The organism is Pseudomonas sp. AIG, assembly GCF_977020205.1.
This window is the reverse complement of sequence record NZ_CDROCK010000032.1, coordinates 64,838-83,192: the sequence shown is the minus strand read 5'-3', so window position 1 is coordinate 83,192 and position 18,355 is coordinate 64,838. Positions and strand designations below refer to the sequence as shown.

Here is an 18,355-nt window from a genome sequence, read left to right as displayed (position 1 = left end):
CAAGTATCCGATCAAAAATAAAAATGCCAGTCAGCTTAACTGACTGGCATTAGCCACGTGGGCCGGTTTTTTGTACCTCGACGTTGCGCCTTACAGGGCAGCAGCGTTCTCGGTCAGGTAGGCAGCAACGCCTTCTGGCGAAGCGTTCATGCCTTTGTCGCCTTTTTTCCAGTTGGCAGGGCAGACTTCGCCGTGCTCTTCGTGGAATTGCAGAGCGTCGACCAGACGGATCAGCTCTTCCATGTTACGGCCCAGCGGCAGGTCGTTGATGATCTGCGAACGGACAACGCCTTTGTCGTCGATCAGGAACGCGCCACGGAACGCTACGCCGCCTTCGGATTCAACGTCGTAGGCCTTGGCGATGTCGTGCTTCATGTCGGCAGCCATGGTGTATTTCACCTGACCGATGCCGCCATTGTTCACTGGGGTGTTGCGCCATGCGTTGTGAGTGAAGTGCGAATCGATCGACACAGCGATCACTTCAACGTTGCGTGCCTTGAAGTCAGCCATGCGGTTGTCCAGAGCGATCAGCTCGGACGGGCAGACGAAGGTGAAGTCCAGTGGGTAGAAGAACACCAGGCCGTATTTGCCTTTGATGGCCGAGGACAGGGTGAAGCTGTCAACGATCTCGCCATTGCCGAGTACGGCCGGGACGGTGAAGTCAGGGGCTTGTTTGCCTACGAGTACGCTCATTGATATCTCCTGGTGTAAAAACTTGAAGTTCAGGGTCCGGGCCAGCCTGCCACCCTCAGGCGACAGCCCTGTGACACGAACCCCCTTCGCAAGGGCCGACCATCATACACTGCGAATTTGGCCTGTCCTTAACGGTTTTTTAAAGCAGGCGCAGAACGGCGCTGCATTTACGGGGCCAGGCAAATCGCCAGCAAATACCGTTCGTCAGTCATGGCTGTTTATCAGCTGAAGCGTTCCGAAAGCACTTTGACAATCATTCTCGTTAACATTAAGATCCATCGCAATTGAGTCACAACCAGCGACGGTTCTCACTTATGTATGTTTGTCTCTGCACTGGCGTCACCGACGGACAGATCCGCGAAGCGATCTATGAAGGTTGCTGCAGCTATAAAGAAGTCCGCCAGGCCACCGGCGTCGCCAGCCAATGCGGCAAATGTGCCTGCCTTGCCAAGGAAGTGGTCCGCGAAACCCTGACCAAGCTGCAAACCGCCCAGGCCGCGATCCCTTATCCGGTAGAATTTACTGCCGCGTAACTCCCCCCCATTTCAAAGAACCGGACTTATGTCCGGTTTTTTTATGCCTGAAAATCAATTGCTTAGCGTCTAGACGCGGAACACAAACATTCTTATTCCGATTAATTTTCATATATTATTCAATAACTTAGGTTTGACACTTATAAGTACGAAGCTCAAACTCCGCCGTATATACAGCTATTACAGGGCAGGACTCCGATCATGAAAGGCGACATTACAGTCATCCAGCATCTCAACAAGATCCTTGCCAATGAACTGGTCGCGATCAATCAGTACTTCCTGCATGCGCGCATGTACGAAGATTGGGGTCTGAACAAGCTCGGCAAGCACGAATACAAAGAATCCATCGACGAGATGAAGCACGCGGACAAGCTGATCAAGCGCATCCTGTTCCTCGAAGGCCTGCCGAACGTGCAGGATTTGGGTAAGCTGCACATCGGCGAGCACACCCAGGAAATGCTGGAGTGCGACCTGCGTATCGAGAAGACCGGCCACGCTGACCTGAAGACCGCGATCGCACACTGCGAAACCGTTGGCGACTTCGGCAGCCGTGAACTGCTTGAAGACATTCTCGAATCCGAAGAAGAACATATCGACTGGCTGGAAACCCAGCTGGGTCTGATCGATAAAGTCGGTCTTGAGAACTATCTGCAATCGCAGATGGGCGAAGAGTAAGCGCTGCCGAAGGCCGCGATCTTTTCAGATTGCACCGGCAACTTGCAGTAACTTTTCGAACGCACTAAAAAGCCCCGCCCTCTTTCGAGGTGCGGGGCTTTTTATTGGCTGAAGATCAAAAGATCGCAGCCTCGTTTCACTCGACAGCTCCTACACAAGCAGGAGGTGTCGGGTGAAACCCAGCCTTATCAGGCTTCGGACTTGTTCGCAGCAGCCGCTTCAACAGCCGCCTTGATGGTGCTTTGCAGCGAACCGTCTGCAGACATCTCGGTCATGATGTCGCTACCGCCGACCAGTTCACCGCCGACCCACAGTTGTGGGAAAGTCGGCCAGTTGGCGTACTTCGGCAGGTTGGCGCGGATTTCCGGGTTCTGCAGGATGTCCACGTACGCAAATTTTTCGCCACACGCCATGACAGCCTGCGCAGCTTTCGCGGAGAAGCCACACTGCGGGGCATTCGGCGAACCTTTCATGTAAAGCAGAATGGTGTTGTTGGCAATCTGCTCTTTAATCGTTTCGATGATATCCATGGAGCACCTCGGCTGAACTTTCCGACTCATGGGTCGGCACGGTGGCGCATTGTAACGGAATCCCGAGCGCCATGCTTGGTCTCCCCGACAGACTAGATCACGCCGCCGCCACCGTCACCGGCACACCATTAAGTGCAGCGTTGCCGGACAACTCGTCGAGCTGGCATTCATCCGTCAGGTCATTGGCACTCGACCCCGGCTGACCGCTGGCAATCGCCATCTGCACGCCGGGGCGCGCATGGCCCCATCCGTGCGGCAGGCTGACCACGCCTTTCATCATGTCGAGGCTGCCAAGCACTTCCACTTCGATCTGCCCGACCCGCGAACTGACACGCACCCGTTGACCATCATTGAGGCCACGGCTGGCGAGGTCATCCGGGTGCATCAACAATTGGTGACGTGGCTTGCCCTTCACCAGACGGTGATAGTTGTGCATCCACGAATTATTGCTGCGCACATGGCGGCGACCAATCATCAGCAGCTCGTCGGCGGCTGGCGCCCGCAGCGCAGCGAAGCGTGCGAGGTCAGCGAGGATTTCCGGCGGAGCGGCCTGCACTCGCTGATTCGGCGTTTTCAGCCGCGACGCCAGATTCGCTTTCAGCGCCCCCAGATCAATTCCGTGCGGATGATCGAACAACGTCGCCAATGACAGCTTCTGCTCGGACGCATCACCGTACAGGCCCATGCGCAGGCCCATGTCGATCATCTTCGAAGGCGCCATTGTCGGCTTCAGCTCCTTGCCGGTCTTCTCGGCAAACGCCTTGGCGAGGCCCACAAAGATCTCCCAGTCATGCAACGCGCCCTCGGGTTTGGCGAGGATCGCGCGGTTGAAGCGGGTCACGTTGCGCACCGCGAACAGATTAAAGGTGGTGTCGTAGTGATCATTCTCCAACGCCGAGGTCGACGGCAGGATCAGGTCGGCATAGCGCGTGGTTTCATTGATGTACAGGTCAATGCTGACCATGAACTCCAGGCCGTCCAGCGCCTGCTCCAGTTGCCGCCCGTTCGGGGTCGACAACACCGGGTTACCGGCGACGGTGATCAGCGCACGGATCTGCCCCTCGCCTTCGGTGAGCACCTCTTCGGCCAGCGCCGAGACCGGCAACTCACCGCCGTATTCAGGACGACCCGAGACACGGCTCTGCCACTTGTTGAAATGCCCGCCCGAGGTCGAGGCCACCAGATCCACCGCCGGCTCGGTGCACAACGCGCCGCCGACCCGGTCGAGGTTGCCGGTCACCAGATTGATCAATTGCACGACCCAATGGCACAAGGTGCCAAAGGCTTGGGTTGAAACACCCATGCGCCCATAGCAAACCGCACTCGGCGCCGCAGCGAAGTCACGTGCCAGTTGGCGGATCTGTTCGGCAGGCACGGCGCACAACGGACTCATCGCCTCAGCCGTAAACGACGCCACCTCCGCGCGTACGTCGTCCAGACCATCGATCGGCAAGTGACTGTCGCGGGTCAGCCCTTCGCTGAACAACGTATTGAGCACGCCAAACAACAACGCCGCGTCGCCCCCGGGGCGCACGAACAAATGCTGATCAGCCATGGCTGCCGTCTCGCTGCGGCGTGGATCGACCACGACCACTTTGCCGCCGCGCGCCTGAATCGCCTTCAAGCGTTTTTCGACATCCGGCACGGTCATGATGCTGCCGTTGGAGGCCAGCGGATTGCCGCCGAGGATCAGCATGAAGTCAGTGTGATCGATGTCCGGAATCGGCAGCAACAAGCCGTGGCCGTACATCAGATAGCTGCTCAGGTGATGTGGTAACTGATCGACCGAGGTCGCCGAGAAGCGATTGCGCGTCTTCAACAAACCGAGGAAGTAATTGCTGTGGGTCATCAGCCCGTAGTTGTGCACGCTCGGATTGCCTTGATAGACCGCCACCGCGTTCTGGCCGTGACGCTCCTGAATCGCCGCGAGGCGCTCGGCGACCAGCGCAAACGCTTCGTCCCACTCGATCGGCAACCATTCGCTGCCCACACGGCGCATTGGCTGGCGCAGGCGATCCGGATCGTTCTGGATGTCTTGCAGGGCCACAGCCTTGGGGCAGATGTGTCCACGACTAAACGTGTCGAGCGCGTCACCCTTGATTGAAGTGATCGCGACGTTGCCATCCGTTTCAGTGGTTTCGATGGTCAGCCCGCAAATGGCTTCACACAGATGGCAGGCACGGTGATGGAGAGTCTTGGTCATGGCCAGTCTCTGTCTTGTTCTGGGCGGGCAATCACGCCCGCGGGAACAAAACTATGGCCCCGACGCAGGCCCGGCGCCAGCGACGTTCGTCTTGTGAATCGACGGTTATCAGGCGAGCCGATAAACCGCCATGATCAGTTCGACGGCAACTGCGGCGGCGCGGCCAGCTGAATTTCCTGGATGGTTTCGATCTGCTCATGGGCGACGTGTACGCCGGTGATTTCGCCGATGAGCCGCCAATGCTCGTCGAGCCCGGCACTGATGGTGGCCATGCGATCAATCATGTGGCGACCGGCGGATTTGACCACTTCGTCTTCGCTGCGCAGCAGTTCGAAAGACATTGAGGTGACCGACGCGGTGAGATGGGTCAGGGAGCGAGCCGTGTGGCCCAGCAATTCCATTAACAGTTTTTCTTTCGATTCCATGCGGAGGCTTCCTGCGTCGCTCGAAACTTATTTATAACCCAGCACTTTGCTTTAGCAAATGTTTCAGCCCGAGCATCCGACCAAGTGATGGCATGGCGCCACGGTCGTAAACCGACCCAGCCGACCCGATCCCCGCCACGCCGCATTGCCAAGGCCTGCGAGGCCAGTGTACAAAGGGACTCGCTGCAGTCCTGAACCCGGCTGCAAATACGCGACTGCAACATCCGCTGTGCCCTTCGATTCTCGCAAAAACCGTAGCCTATTGGAAAAACGCGACATTTAGTGTCAATATCGCGCCTTCCCCTATTTCGTCGCCCCGTGCGGCTTACGCCGCAGGTCTCGCCCGTTGTTCCGATAAACAAGGCTTTGAGCATCTGCGGTTTGTAGCAAAAAGGTAGTCAATGATGAGCGCAAGGCACTTTCTCTCCCTGATGGATTGCACGCCCGAAGAGCTGGTCAGCGTGATCCGTCGAGGCGTTGAGCTCAAGGACCTGCGTAACCGCGGCGTACTGTTCGAGCCTCTGAAAAACCGCGTGCTGGGCATGATCTTCGAGAAATCCTCGACCCGCACCCGAATCTCGTTCGAGGCCGGCATGATCCAGCTCGGCGGCCAGGCGATCTTCCTGTCGCCGCGCGACACCCAACTGGGCCGTGGCGAGCCGATCGGCGATTGCGCCATCGTCATGTCGAGCATGCTCGATGCGGTGATGATCCGTACCTTTGCCCACAGCACCCTGACCGAATTCGCTGCCAACTCGCGCGTGCCGGTGATCAACGGCCTGTCCGATGACCTGCACCCGTGCCAGTTGCTGGCCGACATGCAGACGTTCCTTGAGCATCGCGGTTCGATTCAAGGCAAAACCGTGGCCTGGATCGGCGACGGCAACAACATGTGCAACAGTTATATAGAAGCGGCGCTGCAGTTCGACTTCCAGTTGCGTATCGCTTGCCCGGAAGGCTACGAGCCCAACCCCGAGTTCGTCGCCAAGGCCGGTGATCGCGTGACCATCGTTCGCGATCCGCAAGACGCCGTACGTGGCGCGCATCTGGTGAGCACCGATGTCTGGACTTCGATGGGCCAGGAAGAGGAAACTGCCAAGCGCCTCAAGCTGTTCGCCCCGTTCCAGGTCAACCGTGCCCTGCTCGACCTCGCTGCCGAGGACGTGTTGTTCATGCATTGTCTGCCTGCGCACCGTGGCGAAGAAATCAGCCTCGACCTGCTTGATGACCCGCGCTCCGTCGCCTGGGATCAGGCAGAAAACCGTCTCCACGCACAGAAGGCCCTGCTCGAGTTCCTCGTCGAACCGGCATATCACCACGCATGAGCCATGAATTACTGCTGAACCTGCGCAACCTCGCTTGCGGTTATCAAGATCAACGTGTGGTGCAGAACCTCAATCTGCACCTCAACGCCGGTGACATCGGCTGCCTGCTCGGCTCGTCCGGCTGCGGCAAGACCACCACTCTGCGCGCCATCGCCGGTTTCGAGCCGGTGCACGAAGGTGAAATCACCCTCGGTGGCGAGACCATTTCCAGCGCCGGTTTCACTCTGGCGCCGGAGAAGCGCCGGATCGGCATGGTGTTCCAGGACTACGCGCTGTTCCCGCACCTGAGCGTTGCCGACAACATCGCCTTCGGTATTCGCAAGCACCCGAACAAACAGCGCGTCACCGAAGAACTGCTGGAACTGGTCAACCTGAAAAACCTCGGCAAGCGCTTCCCGCATGAGTTGTCCGGCGGCCAGCAACAGCGCGTCGCCCTCGCCCGCGCGTTGGCGCCGGAGCCGCAATTGCTGCTGCTCGATGAGCCGTTCTCCAACCTCGATGGCGAGCTGCGCCGCAAGCTCAGTCATGAGGTGCGCGACATTCTCAAGGCCCGTGGCACCAGTGCGATTCTGGTGACCCACGACCAGGAAGAAGCCTTCGCCGTCAGCGATCACGTTGGCGTGTTCAAGGAAGGTCGGCTGGAGCAGTGGGACACGCCATACAACCTGTATCACGAACCGGCCACGCCGTTTGTGGCCAGTTTCATCGGTCAGGGTTACTTCATTCGCGGCCAGCTCGGCAGCCCGGAATCGGTGCAGACCGAACTGGGTGAACTGCGTGGCAACCGGGCTTACACCTGGCCGATTGGCGGCGCGGTGGATGTGTTGCTGCGCCCGGATGACATTGTTTATGCGCCGGACAGTGCGTTGAAAGCGCGGATTGTTGGTAAAACCTTCCTTGGTGCTTCGACGCTGTATCGCCTGCAGTTGCCTACGGGGGCGCAGTTGGAGTCGATTTTCCCGAGTCATGCGGATCATCAGGTTGGCGCGGAAGTCGGGATTCGTGTTGCCGCTGAACACCTCGTACTGTTCCAGGCATCGGGCAGCACCGCCGCACAAATCCCGGCAGTGGAAAACGGCGTCCGCCGCTACAGCGCCGCGCTCTGATCCGGCCCGGATCAAAACGGTGGGAGCGAGCCTGCTCGCGAATGCAATGTATCAGTCACAGATGATTTGACTGACCGACCGCATTCGCGAGCAGGCTCGCTCCCACAGGTGTTTTTGGGCTAGCCCAACAACAATGTGCCGCTGGCAACCAGCGTCGCATTACCGCCGATTTTCACCCGTTCTCCTTCCAGCCGACAGAACAACTCCCCACCCCGCGCCGAGCGCTGGCACGCCGTCAGACTCGATTTGCCCAGTCGCTTCGACCAATACGGGATCAGACTGCAATGCGTCGAGCCGGTCACCGGGTCCTCATTAATGCCAATCGCCGGTGCAAAATAGCGCGAGACGAAATCGTGCTGATTGCCCCGCGCCGTGACAATCGCGCCCAGCCAGGGCAGCTTGGCCAGTGCAACCATGTCCGGCTTGCAATCAAGCACGGCTTGCTCCGACTCCAGCACCACAAACAGTTCGTTTGAGCCGAGCACATCAACGGCTTCAACGCCCAATGCTCGTTCGACGTCCAGCGTCACACCAATCTCTGACGGCACGATCGACGGGAAATCCAGCCACAACCGATCACCTTCCCGAGTGACACTCAGCGGGCCGGATTTACAGGTGAAGTCGATACGCTCGGCGGTTTCCTTGTAGATCTCGAACAGCACATAAGCACTGGCCAGCGTCGCGTGCCCGCACAACGGTACTTCAGTAGTCGGGGTAAACCAGCGGATATGCCAGGCCTGACCTTCGCGCACCAGAAACGCGGTTTCCGCCAGATTGTGTTCGGCGGCGATGTTTTGCATCAGCTCATCCGCGAGCCAGGCATCCAACCGGTAAATCATTGCCGGATTGCCACTGAACGGCCGATCACTGAACGCGTCGACCTGATGAAACTCGAGCTGCATAACCTTCTCCCTAAGTCAGTCACCAGAGCATGCAACCACAAGGCGCTGAGCGCCAGTGACAGAACCGGCCAATTTTCTACATACAGCGATAACGGTTACGCGCGGCCAATGTCGGCAAATTTTGCCTGAGTGTGTTCGGCGAGTACGGCCGGCGCCAATTCGACTTCCAGGCCACGCCGACCGGCGCTGACATAAATAGTCGCAAAACCCTGAGCCGAGTTATCGATGAAGGTGCGCAGGCGCTTTTTCTGCCCCAGCGGGCTGATGCCGCCCAACAGGTAGCCGGTGGAACGCTGAGCTGCTGCCGGGTCAGCCATCTCGACTTTTTTCACCCCCGCGGCATGCGCCAGGCCCTTGAGGTCAAGGCTTCCGACGACCGGCACCACCGCCACCAGTAATTCACCTTTTTCGCTGGCCGCGAGCAGGGTTTTAAACACCTGTGCCGGCTCAAGTGCCAATTTCTCTGCGGCCTCCAGCCCAAAGGATGCGGCCTTTGGGTCATGTTCGTAACTGTGCACGCGATGTTCGGCACGAACTTTTTTCAACAAGTCCAACGCAGGGGTCATGGCAACTCCAGGCTCGGCAGTGACAGAAAAATACTGCGTCGGATTCTAGGTGATCAGCCACCAAAAGGCTCTATCCCAAGCCGCGATTCCCGTGGCTTGCAGACATCGCGGAAGCCCCCTTGCGCGTCGATGCCACAGGATCATTCACACAGCGAATAGTTTTATTGTGACCGATGGTTCACTTTCGACCTTTGACAGGTTTGTTTCTTGTCTATATTTTTTCGAATCTGAATAATGTAAGAATTATCATCATCGCAGCACCCAGCAGTAAACCGGGAAAGGAATGGGGATTCCTGACCGGGGAAAATCGCGCCCTGCCCTATCGGCAAGACGCCAGACAACAACAAAAACCGAGGTTTTCAATGACAACTGCTTTACAGCAACCAACGCTTTCGAGCCAATGCATGGCCGAGTTTCTGGGTACTGCACTACTGATCTTTTTCGGCACTGGTTGTGTCGCCGCGCTCAAAGTCGCGGGCGCCAGCTTCGGCCTGTGGGAAATCAGCATCATCTGGGGCGTCGGCGTGAGCATGGCGATCTACCTCACTGCCGGGGTTTCCGGGGCACACCTGAACCCGGCCGTAAGCATCGCGCTGGCGATCTTCGCCGACTTCGAGAAGCGCAAACTGCCGTTCTATATTCTGTCGCAGATCGCCGGTGCCTTCTGCGGAGCGTTGCTGGTTTACACGCTGTACAGCAATCTTTTCTTCGATTACGAACAAACTCACCAAATGGTTCGCGGTTCGGCAGCCAGCCTTGAGTTGGCCTCGGTGTTCTCGACCTTCCCGAACCCGGTGCTGTCGACCGCCCAGGCGTTCCTGGTCGAGATGATCATCACCGCGATCCTGATGGGCGTGATCATGTCGCTGACCGACGACAACAACGGCCTGCCGAAAGGCCCGCTGGCGCCGCTGCTGATCGGTTTGCTGATTGCCGTGATCGGTAGCTCGATGGGCCCGCTGACCGGTTTCGCGATGAACCCGGCGCGTGACTTCGGTCCGAAACTGATGACTTTCTTCGCCGGCTGGGGTGAAATTTCCTTCACTGGCGGCCGCGATATTCCGTACTTCCTGATTCCGATTTTTGCACCGATTGTCGGTGCCTGCCTCGGCGCTGCCGGGTATCGCGGGCTCATCGCCCGTCACCTGACCGGCGCCACACCTGCTACAAAGGATGCAGAACCGGCCATTGACGGCAAACCAAGAACTTCTTGAAACAGTCGGCGCGGGCTCCTGCCCAATAGAGCCTGCGCCACGGCCCACTCTCCCTTATTTCGTCCAAGGCAATCGACATGACCGACATTCAGAATAAGAACTACATCATTGCCCTCGATCAGGGTACGACCAGCTCCCGCGCGATCATTTTCGACCGCGACGCGAACGTGGTCTGCACCGCGCAGCGCGAATTCGCTCAGCATTACCCGCAGGCCGGTTGGGTCGAACACGATCCGATGGAAATCTTCGCCACCCAGAGCGCAGTGATGGTTGAGGCCCTGGCACAAGCCGGTCTGCACCACGATCAGGTCGCTGCCATCGGCATCACCAACCAGCGTGAAACCACCGTGGTCTGGGACAAGACCACCGGTCGCCCGGTGTACAACGCTATCGTCTGGCAGTGCCGCCGCAGCACCGAGATCTGCCAGCAGCTCAAGCGTGACGGCCACGAAGAGTACATTCGCGACAACACCGGCCTGGTCACCGACCCGTACTTCTCCGGCACCAAACTGAAGTGGATCCTCGACAACGTCGAAGGCAGCCGCGAACGTGCGCGCAACGGCGAACTGCTGTTCGGCACCGTCGATAGCTGGCTGATCTGGAAATTCACTGGCGGCAAGGTGCACGTCACCGACTACACCAACGCCTCGCGCACCATGCTCTTCAACATCCACTCGCTGGAGTGGGATTCGAAGATGCTCGAGATCCTCGACATCCCGCGCGAGATGCTCCCGGAAGTCAAAGCCTCTTCGGAAATCTACGGTCGCACCAAGAGCGGCATCGCCATCGGCGGTATTGCCGGCGACCAGCAAGCGGCGCTGTTCGGCCAGATGTGCGTGGAGCCAGGCCAGGCAAAAAACACCTACGGCACCGGCTGCTTCCTGCTGATGAACACCGGCGACAAAGCGGTGAAATCCCAGCACGGCATGCTCACCACCATCGCTTGCGGCCCGCGTGGCGAAGTTGCTTACGCGCTGGAAGGTGCGGTGTTCAACGGCGGTTCGACCGTACAGTGGCTGCGCGATGAACTGAAGATCATCAACGACGCCCACGACACCGAATACTTCGCCAGTAAAGTGAAGGACAGCAACGGCGTGTACCTGGTACCGGCATTCACAGGTTTAGGCGCTCCGTACTGGGACCCGTATGCCCGTGGCGCGCTGTTCGGCCTGACCCGCGGCGTACGTGTGGATCACATCATCCGCGCTGCGCTGGAATCGATCGCCTACCAGACCCGCGACGTGCTCGACGCCATGCAACAGGACTCCGGCGAACGCCTCAAGGCCCTGCGTGTGGACGGCGGTGCGGTGGCGAACAACTTCCTCATGCAGTTCCAGGCCGACATCCTCGGCACGCAGGTCGAGCGCCCGCAAATGCGCGAAACCACGGCGCTTGGCGCGGCGTACCTGGCCGGTCTGGCGTGCGGTTTCTGGGGCAGCCTGGACGAACTGCGCGGTAAAGCGGTGATCGAGCGCGAGTTCGAACCGAGCCTGGACGAAGTGGAGAAAGAGAAGCTGTACAAAGGCTGGAAAAAAGCCGTCAGCCGCACCCGTGACTGGGCGCGTGAAGACGCTGAATAAGCCAACCTGCAGAGACTGACAGGTAACTAACTGGTAGGGAGCGGATTCCTGCGGCATCATGGGCAAATTTTGCACGGCAGCCCAAAGGAAGCCCCATGAATCTGCCTCCCCGTCAGCAGCAAATCCTCGAGCTGGTCCGCGAACGCGGCTATGTGAGCATCGAGGAAATGGCCACGCTGTTCGTTGTTACCCCGCAAACCATCCGCCGCGACATCAATCAGCTCGCGGAAGCCAATCTGCTCCGCCGTTATCATGGCGGCGCTGCCTATGATTCCAGCGTCGAAAACACTGCCTATGCGATGCGCGCCGATCAGATGCGCGATGAAAAACAACGCATCGGTGAAGCGATCGCCGCGCAGATTCCCGATCACGCCTCGCTGTTCATCAATATCGGCACGACGACCGAATCGATTGCCCGCGCTCTGCTCAATCACAATCACCTGAAGATCATCACCAACAATCTGCACGTGGCGTCGATGCTCAGTGCCAAGGATGATTTCGATGTGCTGCTGACCGGCGGCAATGTGCGTCGTGATGGCGGTGTTGTCGGTCAGGCGAGCGTGGATTTCATCAATCAGTTCAAGGTTGATTTCGCCCTGGTCGGGATTAGCGGTATTGATGAAGACGGCAGTTTGCTCGACTTTGATTATCAGGAAGTGCGGGTTTCGCAGGCGATCATTGCCAATGCGCGACAGGTGATTCTGGCGGCGGATTCGAGCAAGTTCGGCCGTAACGCGATGATCCGGTTAGGGCCGATCAGTCTGATTGATTGTCTGGTGACCGATCAGCAGCCAGTGCCGGCGTTGGCGCAGTTGTTGAGTCAGCACAAGATTCGCCTGGAAGTCGTTTAACCCCCCAAGATCAAAAGATCGCAGCCTTCGGCAGCTCCTACAGGTGAAGTGACCCCATGTAGGAGCTGCCGCAGGCTGCGATCTTTTGCTTTTAATGTTCGAATATTTTCCTTTACCCATCCTTCGATGAGTTTTTTCAATCGAATGCAGCTGGCTGCGCGCGTGTTTATGGGCTACCATTTTCGCAAATGAACATTCATGTTCGATTTCCAATATAGAAAATCAAAAAAACCCGAGGCCAGCCGATGTCCACCTCTACCTTGCGTACGCCCCCTCTCTCCGAGATCTACGACATCGCCGTTATCGGTGGCGGGATCAATGGCGTGGGGATCGCAGCGGATGCCGCCGGTCGCGGGCTTTCGGTGTTCCTTTGCGAAAAGGACGATCTGGCCAGCCACACCTCGTCGGCCAGCAGCAAGCTGATCCACGGTGGCCTGCGCTACCTCGAACATTACGAGTTCCGTCTGGTGCGTGAAGCGTTGGCCGAGCGCGAAGTGCTGCTGGCCAAGGCGCCGCACATCGTCAAACCAATGCGTTTCGTGCTGCCGCACCGTCCGCACCTGCGCCCGGCGTGGATGATCCGTGCTGGCCTGTTCCTGTATGACAATCTCGGCAAGCGCGAAAAACTGCCAGGTTCGAAAAGCCTGAAGTTCGGCGCCGACAGCGCGCTGAAAAGCGAAATCAAGAAAGGCTTCGAATACTCTGACTGCTGGGTCGACGACGCCCGCCTCGTGGTACTCAACGCCATGGCCGCCCGGGAAAAAGGCGCTCACGTGCACACCCAGACGCGCTGCGTCAGCGCCCGCCGCGCCAAAGGCCTATGGCACCTGAACCTGGAACGTGCCGACGGCAGCCTGTTTTCGATCACTGCCAAAGCGCTGGTGAACGCCGCCGGCCCATGGGTTGCCAAATTCATTCGTGACGATCTGAAGATGGAATCGCCGTACGGCATCCGTCTGATTCAGGGCAGCCACATCATCGTGCCGAAACTGTACGAAGGTGATCACGCGCACATCCTGCAAAACGAAGATCAGCGCATCGTTTTCACCATTCCGTACCTGAACCACTTCACCCTGATCGGCACCACCGACCGGGAATACACCGGTGATCCGGCGAAGGTGGCAATCACCGAAGGCGAAACTGATTACCTGCTGAAAGTGGTCAATGCGCACTTCAAGCAGCAGATCAGCCGCGACGACATCCAGCACAGCTACTCGGGTGTACGTCCACTGTGCAACGACGAATCCGATAACCCGTCGGCGGTCACCCGCGATTACACCCTGGCCCTGTCTGGCAACAGCGAAGAAGCGCCACTGCTGTCGGTGTTCGGTGGCAAGCTGACCACCTACCGCAAACTCGCCGAGTCGGCGATGGCGCAGTTGCTGCCATTCTTCACCCAGATGCGCCCGAGCTGGACCGCCACCGCCACCCTGCCCGGCGGCGAAGACATGACCACGCCGCAAGCCTTGAGCGCGCTGATTCGCGACAAGTTCGACTTCGTGCCGACGGAGATCGCTCGTCGCTGGTCCACCACTTACGGCAGCCGCACCTGGCGCATGCTCGAAGGCGTGGAAACCCTGGCCGACATGGGCGAACACCTGGGTGGCGGGCTTTACACCCGTGAGGTTGATTACCTGTGCAGCGAAGAGTGGGCGACCACGGCGCACGACATCCTGTGGCGCCGCAGCAAACTGGGCTTGTTCACCACCCCGGCGGAGCAGGAAAAACTGGCGGCTTATCTGGGCAAGGTTGAACAGAACCGCAAGATCGAAGCGGCCTGATCTTCGGATCGCCGCTTAAACGAAAGCCCCTGAATGGTGAGATTCAGGGGCTTTTTTTTGTGTCAATGAAATCCAGCCCCCTCACCCCAGCCCTCTCCCCCCCAGGGGGGCGAGGGGGAAAGGGAGCAGATCCGGGGATTTTCCAATCCTCAGTTCGACTTGATATTTCAGGCCGGCATCACTCGCAAGGACGACGCGGTCAGTCCCCTCTCCCTCCGGGAGAGGGCTAGGGTGAGGGCTTTTGGGCCGGCATCACTGCGCCAGGTGCAACAACAGAAAATCAATGAACGCCCGCGACTTGTGCGGCAGATGCGGGGTGTTGGGAAATACCACATTGATCGACTGCGAAGGCAGCGAATACTCCGGCAGCAAGCGCACCAGACGCCCGGCGGCGATGTCATCTGCCACCACCCAGGCAGGCAGAACCGACACGCCCAGCGAAGACAATGTCATCGAGCGAATGGCCGTCGACGAGTTCGATTCGAAGTAGCTGGTGCCACCGACCTCAACACCCTGCCCTGGCCCATGGCGCAATGTCCACTGGGTCGGCGCCTGCAAATTGCTGTTGGCGATCCACGGCACACTGTTCAAGTCTTGCGGCTCACGCACCGGATGCCGGGCGAGAAATACCTCGGTGGCCACCAGCACGATTTCATAATCGGCCAACTTGCGACTCTTGAATGCCGAATCCGCCAAGTTGCCCAGGCGAATCACCAGATCAAGCTTTTCCGCCACCAGATCATTCAACGAAGAGTTGAAGTTGTAGCACAGGCGAATTTCCGGATACCGCTCGGAGAACAGCGGAATCAACGGCAAAATATACTTTTCACCGTATTCACTGGTTGAACTAATCCGTAACTTTCCGGACACCCGATTATTACCTTTAAGGACATTATCAAAGGCATTATCGATGTCCGCGACAATACCCTTGAACTCTTCATAAAACTCCTGACCTATTTCGGTCAGCGATATATTGCGGGTATTGCGGATCAACAGCGTCGCCGACAAAACCTCTTCCAGCGCCTTGACATGCAGGCTGGCCATGGCTTTGCTGATACTCAGATAGTTTGCAGCTTTGGTATAAGAACCAAAATCCACCACCGCGAGGAACGTCTGAACCCGATTAAGATGAGAATGCATGGCGCTATGGCTCACTGTTAAATCCTGTCAAACATAGTTTTAAGCATAGTCGTATCGACACTTCAAGTCCATCGCCCCTATGCTGCGCGGCAAAGGGGATACAACATGAACTATCGCTATAAGATTGCGCTGATCTTTCTGATCGGCTTTTTTATTGACTGCATAAACATATTTATGTCGGCTGTGGCATTGCCGAGTATATCGGCAACTTTACAGGTCAGTACTTCATCGGTGGCGTGGGTCGCCAATGCTTATATTCTGGGCCTGACCCTGATTATTCCGGTCAGCACCTGGCTGGCCGGGCGTTTTGGCAGCCGCGAGATTCTCACCGCGTCGATGCTGGTGTTCACCGGCTCTGTGTGGATGTGCGGCATGGCCGACAGCTTTCATGAACTGGTGATCTGGCGGTTCGTGCAGGGCGTCGGTGGCGGGCTGCTGATTCCGGTCGGTCAGGCGCTGACCTTCAATCTGTTTCAGGGCGAGCAGCGGGCCAAGATATCCACACTGGTGATGGCCGTCGCGCTGATTGCCCCGGCCATTTCGCCGACAGTCGGCGGCATCATCGTCGACAGCAGTTCATGGCGCTGGGTGTTCTACAGCAACATTCCGTTCTCGTTGATCGCGGCCGGGCTGTCATGGTTCTGGATCAAGGAAAGCAAACCGACCGATCTGCCGCGCCCGGACATCAAAGGCCTGCTACTGGTCAGCGCCGCACTCGCCAGCCTGCTGATGGGCATGTCGCTGTACGGTGGCGACTACCCGGCGCTGGCCGCGTTGAGCTGTGTCGCGGCGGGCTTGCTGTTCATCGTGCTGTACCTGCGGCACTACCGCCGCTGCAGCAACGCGATCATCGAATTGAGCCTGCTCAAAAGCAAAAAACTCAGCACCTCGATCTTCATCTATTACGCGATTCCCGGGGTGTTCACCGGGGTCAACCTGATGAGCATTTTCTTCCTGCAGAACACCCTGCACTTCAGTGCCCGGCTGACCGGGATGTTCATGATCCTCTACGCCATCGGCGCGTTTATTGCGATGACGATTTGCGGCCGGGTCTACAACCGCGTCGGCGCGAAACGCCTGTTCACCCTCGGCATGCTGCTGCACAGCGCCGGCATCGCCACGCTGATGCTGGTCAATGCGCCGACGGACCTGTGGGTGATCGTCATCGCCTACAGCCTGATGGGCATTGGTGGCGGCATCGGCGCCAACACCGCGCAAACCACCTCGTTGATGGACTTTGCCGGCGGCGATACGCACAAGGCCAGCGTGATCTGGAACATCAATCGGCAGATGTCGTTCAGCCTCGGTGCCGCGTTGTTTCTGATGATCTTCAATGTGCTGCTCAAGCAGTTCGACACCACACAGGCCTATCACGCGACCTTCGCGATTGCGGCACTGGTCGGGCTGTTCCCGCTGTTTCAGATGAGTCAATTGAACCCTCCAAAGGAATGCCATGAACAACAACCTGGTTGAACGAGCGCAACACAGTATTCACCACGTGCACGAACTGATTCACCGCGTCTTCACCGATGCCGACGGTGCCGGCGCAGAGGCCATCGCGCCGCTGATGGACGTGTTCGCCGAGCACTTCAGCATGGTCACCACGTCGGCCGCCGTGGTCGGTCGGGCACAAGTCGAGCAACTGTTCAGCGGTGCCATCGGAGCCCGCAAAGGTCTGGAGATCCTGATCAGCGACCTGCACACGGTCTGGCACGAAGGCTCGACCGTGGCCCTGCGCTACAAGGAAACCCATCGCCTGAATCAGAGCGAAACCTCGCGTATTTCGCTGGCGATCCTGCGCGTCCAGCACCATGACGTCCAGTGGTTGTACCTGCACGAAACACCGCTCAGCCAGGAAAAGCCTGCATGAAATACACCGTCACCCACTGCCGGATGCTCTCGACGTCGATCAAGGAAGTCACCGTCAGCGGTCCGGCCTCCTTGTCGGACATGACGCATGCCGGTGCGCACTTCAAATGGCTGATTCCGGGGCTGGAGGATTGTCGGCATTACTCGACGGTGCATGTGAACGAGGTTGCGGATGGCCAGTTCACCTTCGCCATCCGTCTCTCGCCGGACTCCGCCAGCAGCCAGTACATCCGCACCTTGGCCGTCAATGACAGTGTGGAACTTGAAGGCCCGCTGAATACCTTCAACTACCCGCTCGACGCGGACAGCGGACGTGATATCGCGATTGCCGGCGGCATCGGCATCACGCCGCTGACCGGCATCCTGCGCCACCTCGACGCGTTGAACCGCCCGGCGCACCTGCATTACTTCGCCAAGAGCGCCGACGACGCGGTCTACGCCCGGCACCTGCAAGCCCAGTTGCAAGAACGCCTGCAACTGCACTTCTCCGGCAGTCGCCCGGCAATCAGCGAGGTGCTTGCCGACCTCCGCGCCGATGACCGTCTGTATGTCTGCGGGCCGGCGGCGATGCTCAGCGCCGTGCTCAGCCACGCCGAAAGCGTTGGCCTGGCGCGTGAGCAGATCCATCTGGAAGTGTTCAACGTGGCCCGCGATGACGCCGCGCAAGGCTTTGTCATCGAGGCGGCCGACTCCGGCGTCAGCGTCAATGTCGGCCCGCAACAGTCGTTGCTCGAAGCCTTGGAGGCGGCCGGACTCGATCCGCTGTACGACTGCCGTCGTGGTGAATGCGGCGTCTGTGCGCTGGACGTACTCGAAGGCGAAGTCGATCACCGCGATTTCATCATGAGCGAACAGGAAGCGGCGTGCAGTGCGCGAATCTACCCCTGCGTCTCCCGTGCCAAAAGCCCGCGCCTGAAACTGGCGATCTGAAAGAGGACACCCCGTTGGACAACTATTTCAAT

Annotated in this window: 18 protein-coding genes; 11 read left to right on the top strand and 7 right to left on the bottom strand. The window is 58.5% G+C overall.

Annotated features, from left to right (window positions below):
- Positions 1 to 90 precede the first annotated feature (90 nt).
- Entirely contained in the window at positions 91 to 693 is a 603-nt protein-coding gene (locus ACWR1S_RS18820; protein WP_003227723.1) for a peroxiredoxin, read from the bottom strand.
- Between the two features lie 314 nt (positions 694 to 1,007).
- Here ACWR1S_RS18820 and ACWR1S_RS18815 point away from each other — a divergent pair, with 314 nt between their 5' ends.
- Positions 1,008 to 1,226, top strand: a complete 219-nt coding sequence (locus tag ACWR1S_RS18815) for a bacterioferritin-associated ferredoxin (RefSeq protein ID WP_003227725.1) — start codon at positions 1,008 to 1,010, stop codon at positions 1,224 to 1,226.
- Between the two features lie 201 nt (positions 1,227 to 1,427).
- Positions 1,428 to 1,901, top strand: coding sequence for a bacterioferritin (gene bfr, locus ACWR1S_RS18810; protein WP_016986653.1), 474 nt, complete (start codon positions 1,428 to 1,430; stop codon positions 1,899 to 1,901).
- A 188-nt stretch (positions 1,902 to 2,089) separates the two neighbouring features.
- Here the strand turns inward: bfr and grxD are convergent, their stop codons facing one another.
- From grxD to ACWR1S_RS18795, 3 genes are all read right to left on the bottom strand, one after another.
- On the bottom strand, positions 2,090 to 2,431 hold the full coding sequence (gene grxD / locus ACWR1S_RS18805; protein WP_042560740.1) for a Grx4 family monothiol glutaredoxin: 342 nt from the start codon (positions 2,429 to 2,431) through the stop codon (positions 2,090 to 2,092).
- A gap of 97 nt (positions 2,432 to 2,528) precedes the next feature.
- Complete coding sequence (locus tag ACWR1S_RS18800) at positions 2,529 to 4,634, bottom strand: molybdopterin oxidoreductase family protein (RefSeq protein ID WP_454564538.1); 2,106 nt, start codon at positions 4,632 to 4,634, stop codon at positions 2,529 to 2,531.
- A gap of 134 nt (positions 4,635 to 4,768) precedes the next feature.
- Positions 4,769 to 5,059 carry a hypothetical protein gene (locus ACWR1S_RS18795; RefSeq protein WP_454564537.1) on the bottom strand — a complete coding sequence of 97 codons (291 nt, stop codon included), beginning with the start codon at positions 5,057 to 5,059 and terminating at the stop codon, positions 4,769 to 4,771.
- Between the two features lie 404 nt (positions 5,060 to 5,463).
- On the opposite strand from ACWR1S_RS18795, the gene argF reads away from it, so the two are divergent.
- Both argF and ACWR1S_RS18785 read left to right on the top strand, forming a co-directional pair.
- Positions 5,464 to 6,384, top strand: a complete 921-nt coding sequence (gene argF / locus ACWR1S_RS18790; protein WP_454564536.1) for an ornithine carbamoyltransferase — start codon at positions 5,464 to 5,466, stop codon at positions 6,382 to 6,384.
- Positions 6,381 to 7,490: an ABC transporter ATP-binding protein gene (locus tag ACWR1S_RS18785; RefSeq protein WP_454564535.1), complete on the top strand. Its 1,110-nt coding sequence runs from the start codon at positions 6,381 to 6,383 to the stop codon at positions 7,488 to 7,490. The genes argF and ACWR1S_RS18785 overlap by 4 nt, the downstream gene beginning before the upstream one ends.
- A 119-nt stretch (positions 7,491 to 7,609) precedes the next feature.
- On the opposite strand, the gene ACWR1S_RS18780 is transcribed toward ACWR1S_RS18785, so the two are convergent.
- Together ACWR1S_RS18780 and ybaK are read right to left on the bottom strand one after the other, a co-directional pair.
- A complete protein-coding gene (locus ACWR1S_RS18780; protein WP_454564534.1) occupies positions 7,610 to 8,392 on the bottom strand; it encodes a PhzF family phenazine biosynthesis protein in 783 nt (260 codons plus the stop codon).
- 95 nt (positions 8,393 to 8,487) lie between these two features.
- Positions 8,488 to 8,958 carry a Cys-tRNA(Pro) deacylase gene (ybaK, locus tag ACWR1S_RS18775; RefSeq protein WP_454564533.1) on the bottom strand — a complete coding sequence of 157 codons (471 nt, stop codon included), beginning with the start codon at positions 8,956 to 8,958 and terminating at the stop codon, positions 8,488 to 8,490.
- Positions 8,959 to 9,320: 362 nt separating this feature from the next.
- Here ybaK and ACWR1S_RS18770 point away from each other — a divergent pair, with 362 nt between their 5' ends.
- The 4 genes from ACWR1S_RS18770 to glpD all read left to right on the top strand — a co-directional run bounded on the left by ACWR1S_RS18770 (position 9,321) and on the right by glpD (position 14,384).
- A complete protein-coding gene (locus ACWR1S_RS18770) occupies positions 9,321 to 10,172 on the top strand; it encodes an MIP/aquaporin family protein (protein WP_454564532.1) in 852 nt (283 codons plus the stop codon).
- A 77-nt stretch (positions 10,173 to 10,249) separates the two neighbouring features.
- Positions 10,250 to 11,752 (top strand): glycerol kinase GlpK, encoded by a 1,503-nt coding sequence (glpK, locus tag ACWR1S_RS18765; RefSeq protein WP_454564531.1) that lies wholly within the window; start codon positions 10,250 to 10,252, stop codon positions 11,750 to 11,752.
- 95 nt (positions 11,753 to 11,847) lie between these two features.
- Positions 11,848 to 12,603, top strand: coding sequence for a DeoR/GlpR family transcriptional regulator (locus ACWR1S_RS18760; RefSeq protein WP_007916700.1), 756 nt, complete (start codon positions 11,848 to 11,850; stop codon positions 12,601 to 12,603).
- A gap of 245 nt (positions 12,604 to 12,848) precedes the next feature.
- The gene (glpD, locus tag ACWR1S_RS18755) at positions 12,849 to 14,384 is read left to right on the top strand and encodes a glycerol-3-phosphate dehydrogenase (RefSeq protein ID WP_454564530.1); all 1,536 of its coding nucleotides are present in this window, start codon (positions 12,849 to 12,851) and stop codon (positions 14,382 to 14,384) included.
- Between the two features lie 252 nt (positions 14,385 to 14,636).
- Here the strand turns inward: glpD and ACWR1S_RS18750 are convergent, their stop codons facing one another.
- Positions 14,637 to 15,524, bottom strand: coding sequence for a LysR family transcriptional regulator (locus ACWR1S_RS18750; protein WP_454564529.1), 888 nt, complete (start codon positions 15,522 to 15,524; stop codon positions 14,637 to 14,639).
- A 105-nt stretch (positions 15,525 to 15,629) separates the two neighbouring features.
- Here ACWR1S_RS18750 and ACWR1S_RS18745 point away from each other — a divergent pair, with 105 nt between their 5' ends.
- Genes ACWR1S_RS18745 through ACWR1S_RS18735 form a run of 3 tightly spaced genes read left to right on the top strand, consistent with a single transcriptional unit; the run spans position 15,630 to position 18,323 of the window.
- Positions 15,630 to 16,997, top strand: a complete 1,368-nt coding sequence (locus ACWR1S_RS18745; RefSeq protein ID WP_007916707.1) for an MFS transporter — start codon at positions 15,630 to 15,632, stop codon at positions 16,995 to 16,997.
- Complete coding sequence (locus ACWR1S_RS18740; protein ID WP_454564528.1) at positions 16,978 to 17,394, top strand: DUF4440 domain-containing protein; 417 nt, start codon at positions 16,978 to 16,980, stop codon at positions 17,392 to 17,394. Before ACWR1S_RS18745 ends, ACWR1S_RS18740 begins: the two co-directional genes overlap by 20 nt.
- Positions 17,391 to 18,323, top strand: a complete 933-nt coding sequence (locus tag ACWR1S_RS18735) for a flavin reductase family protein (protein WP_454564527.1) — start codon at positions 17,391 to 17,393, stop codon at positions 18,321 to 18,323. The genes ACWR1S_RS18740 and ACWR1S_RS18735 overlap by 4 nt, the downstream gene beginning before the upstream one ends.
- Positions 18,324 to 18,355 lie beyond the last annotated feature (32 nt).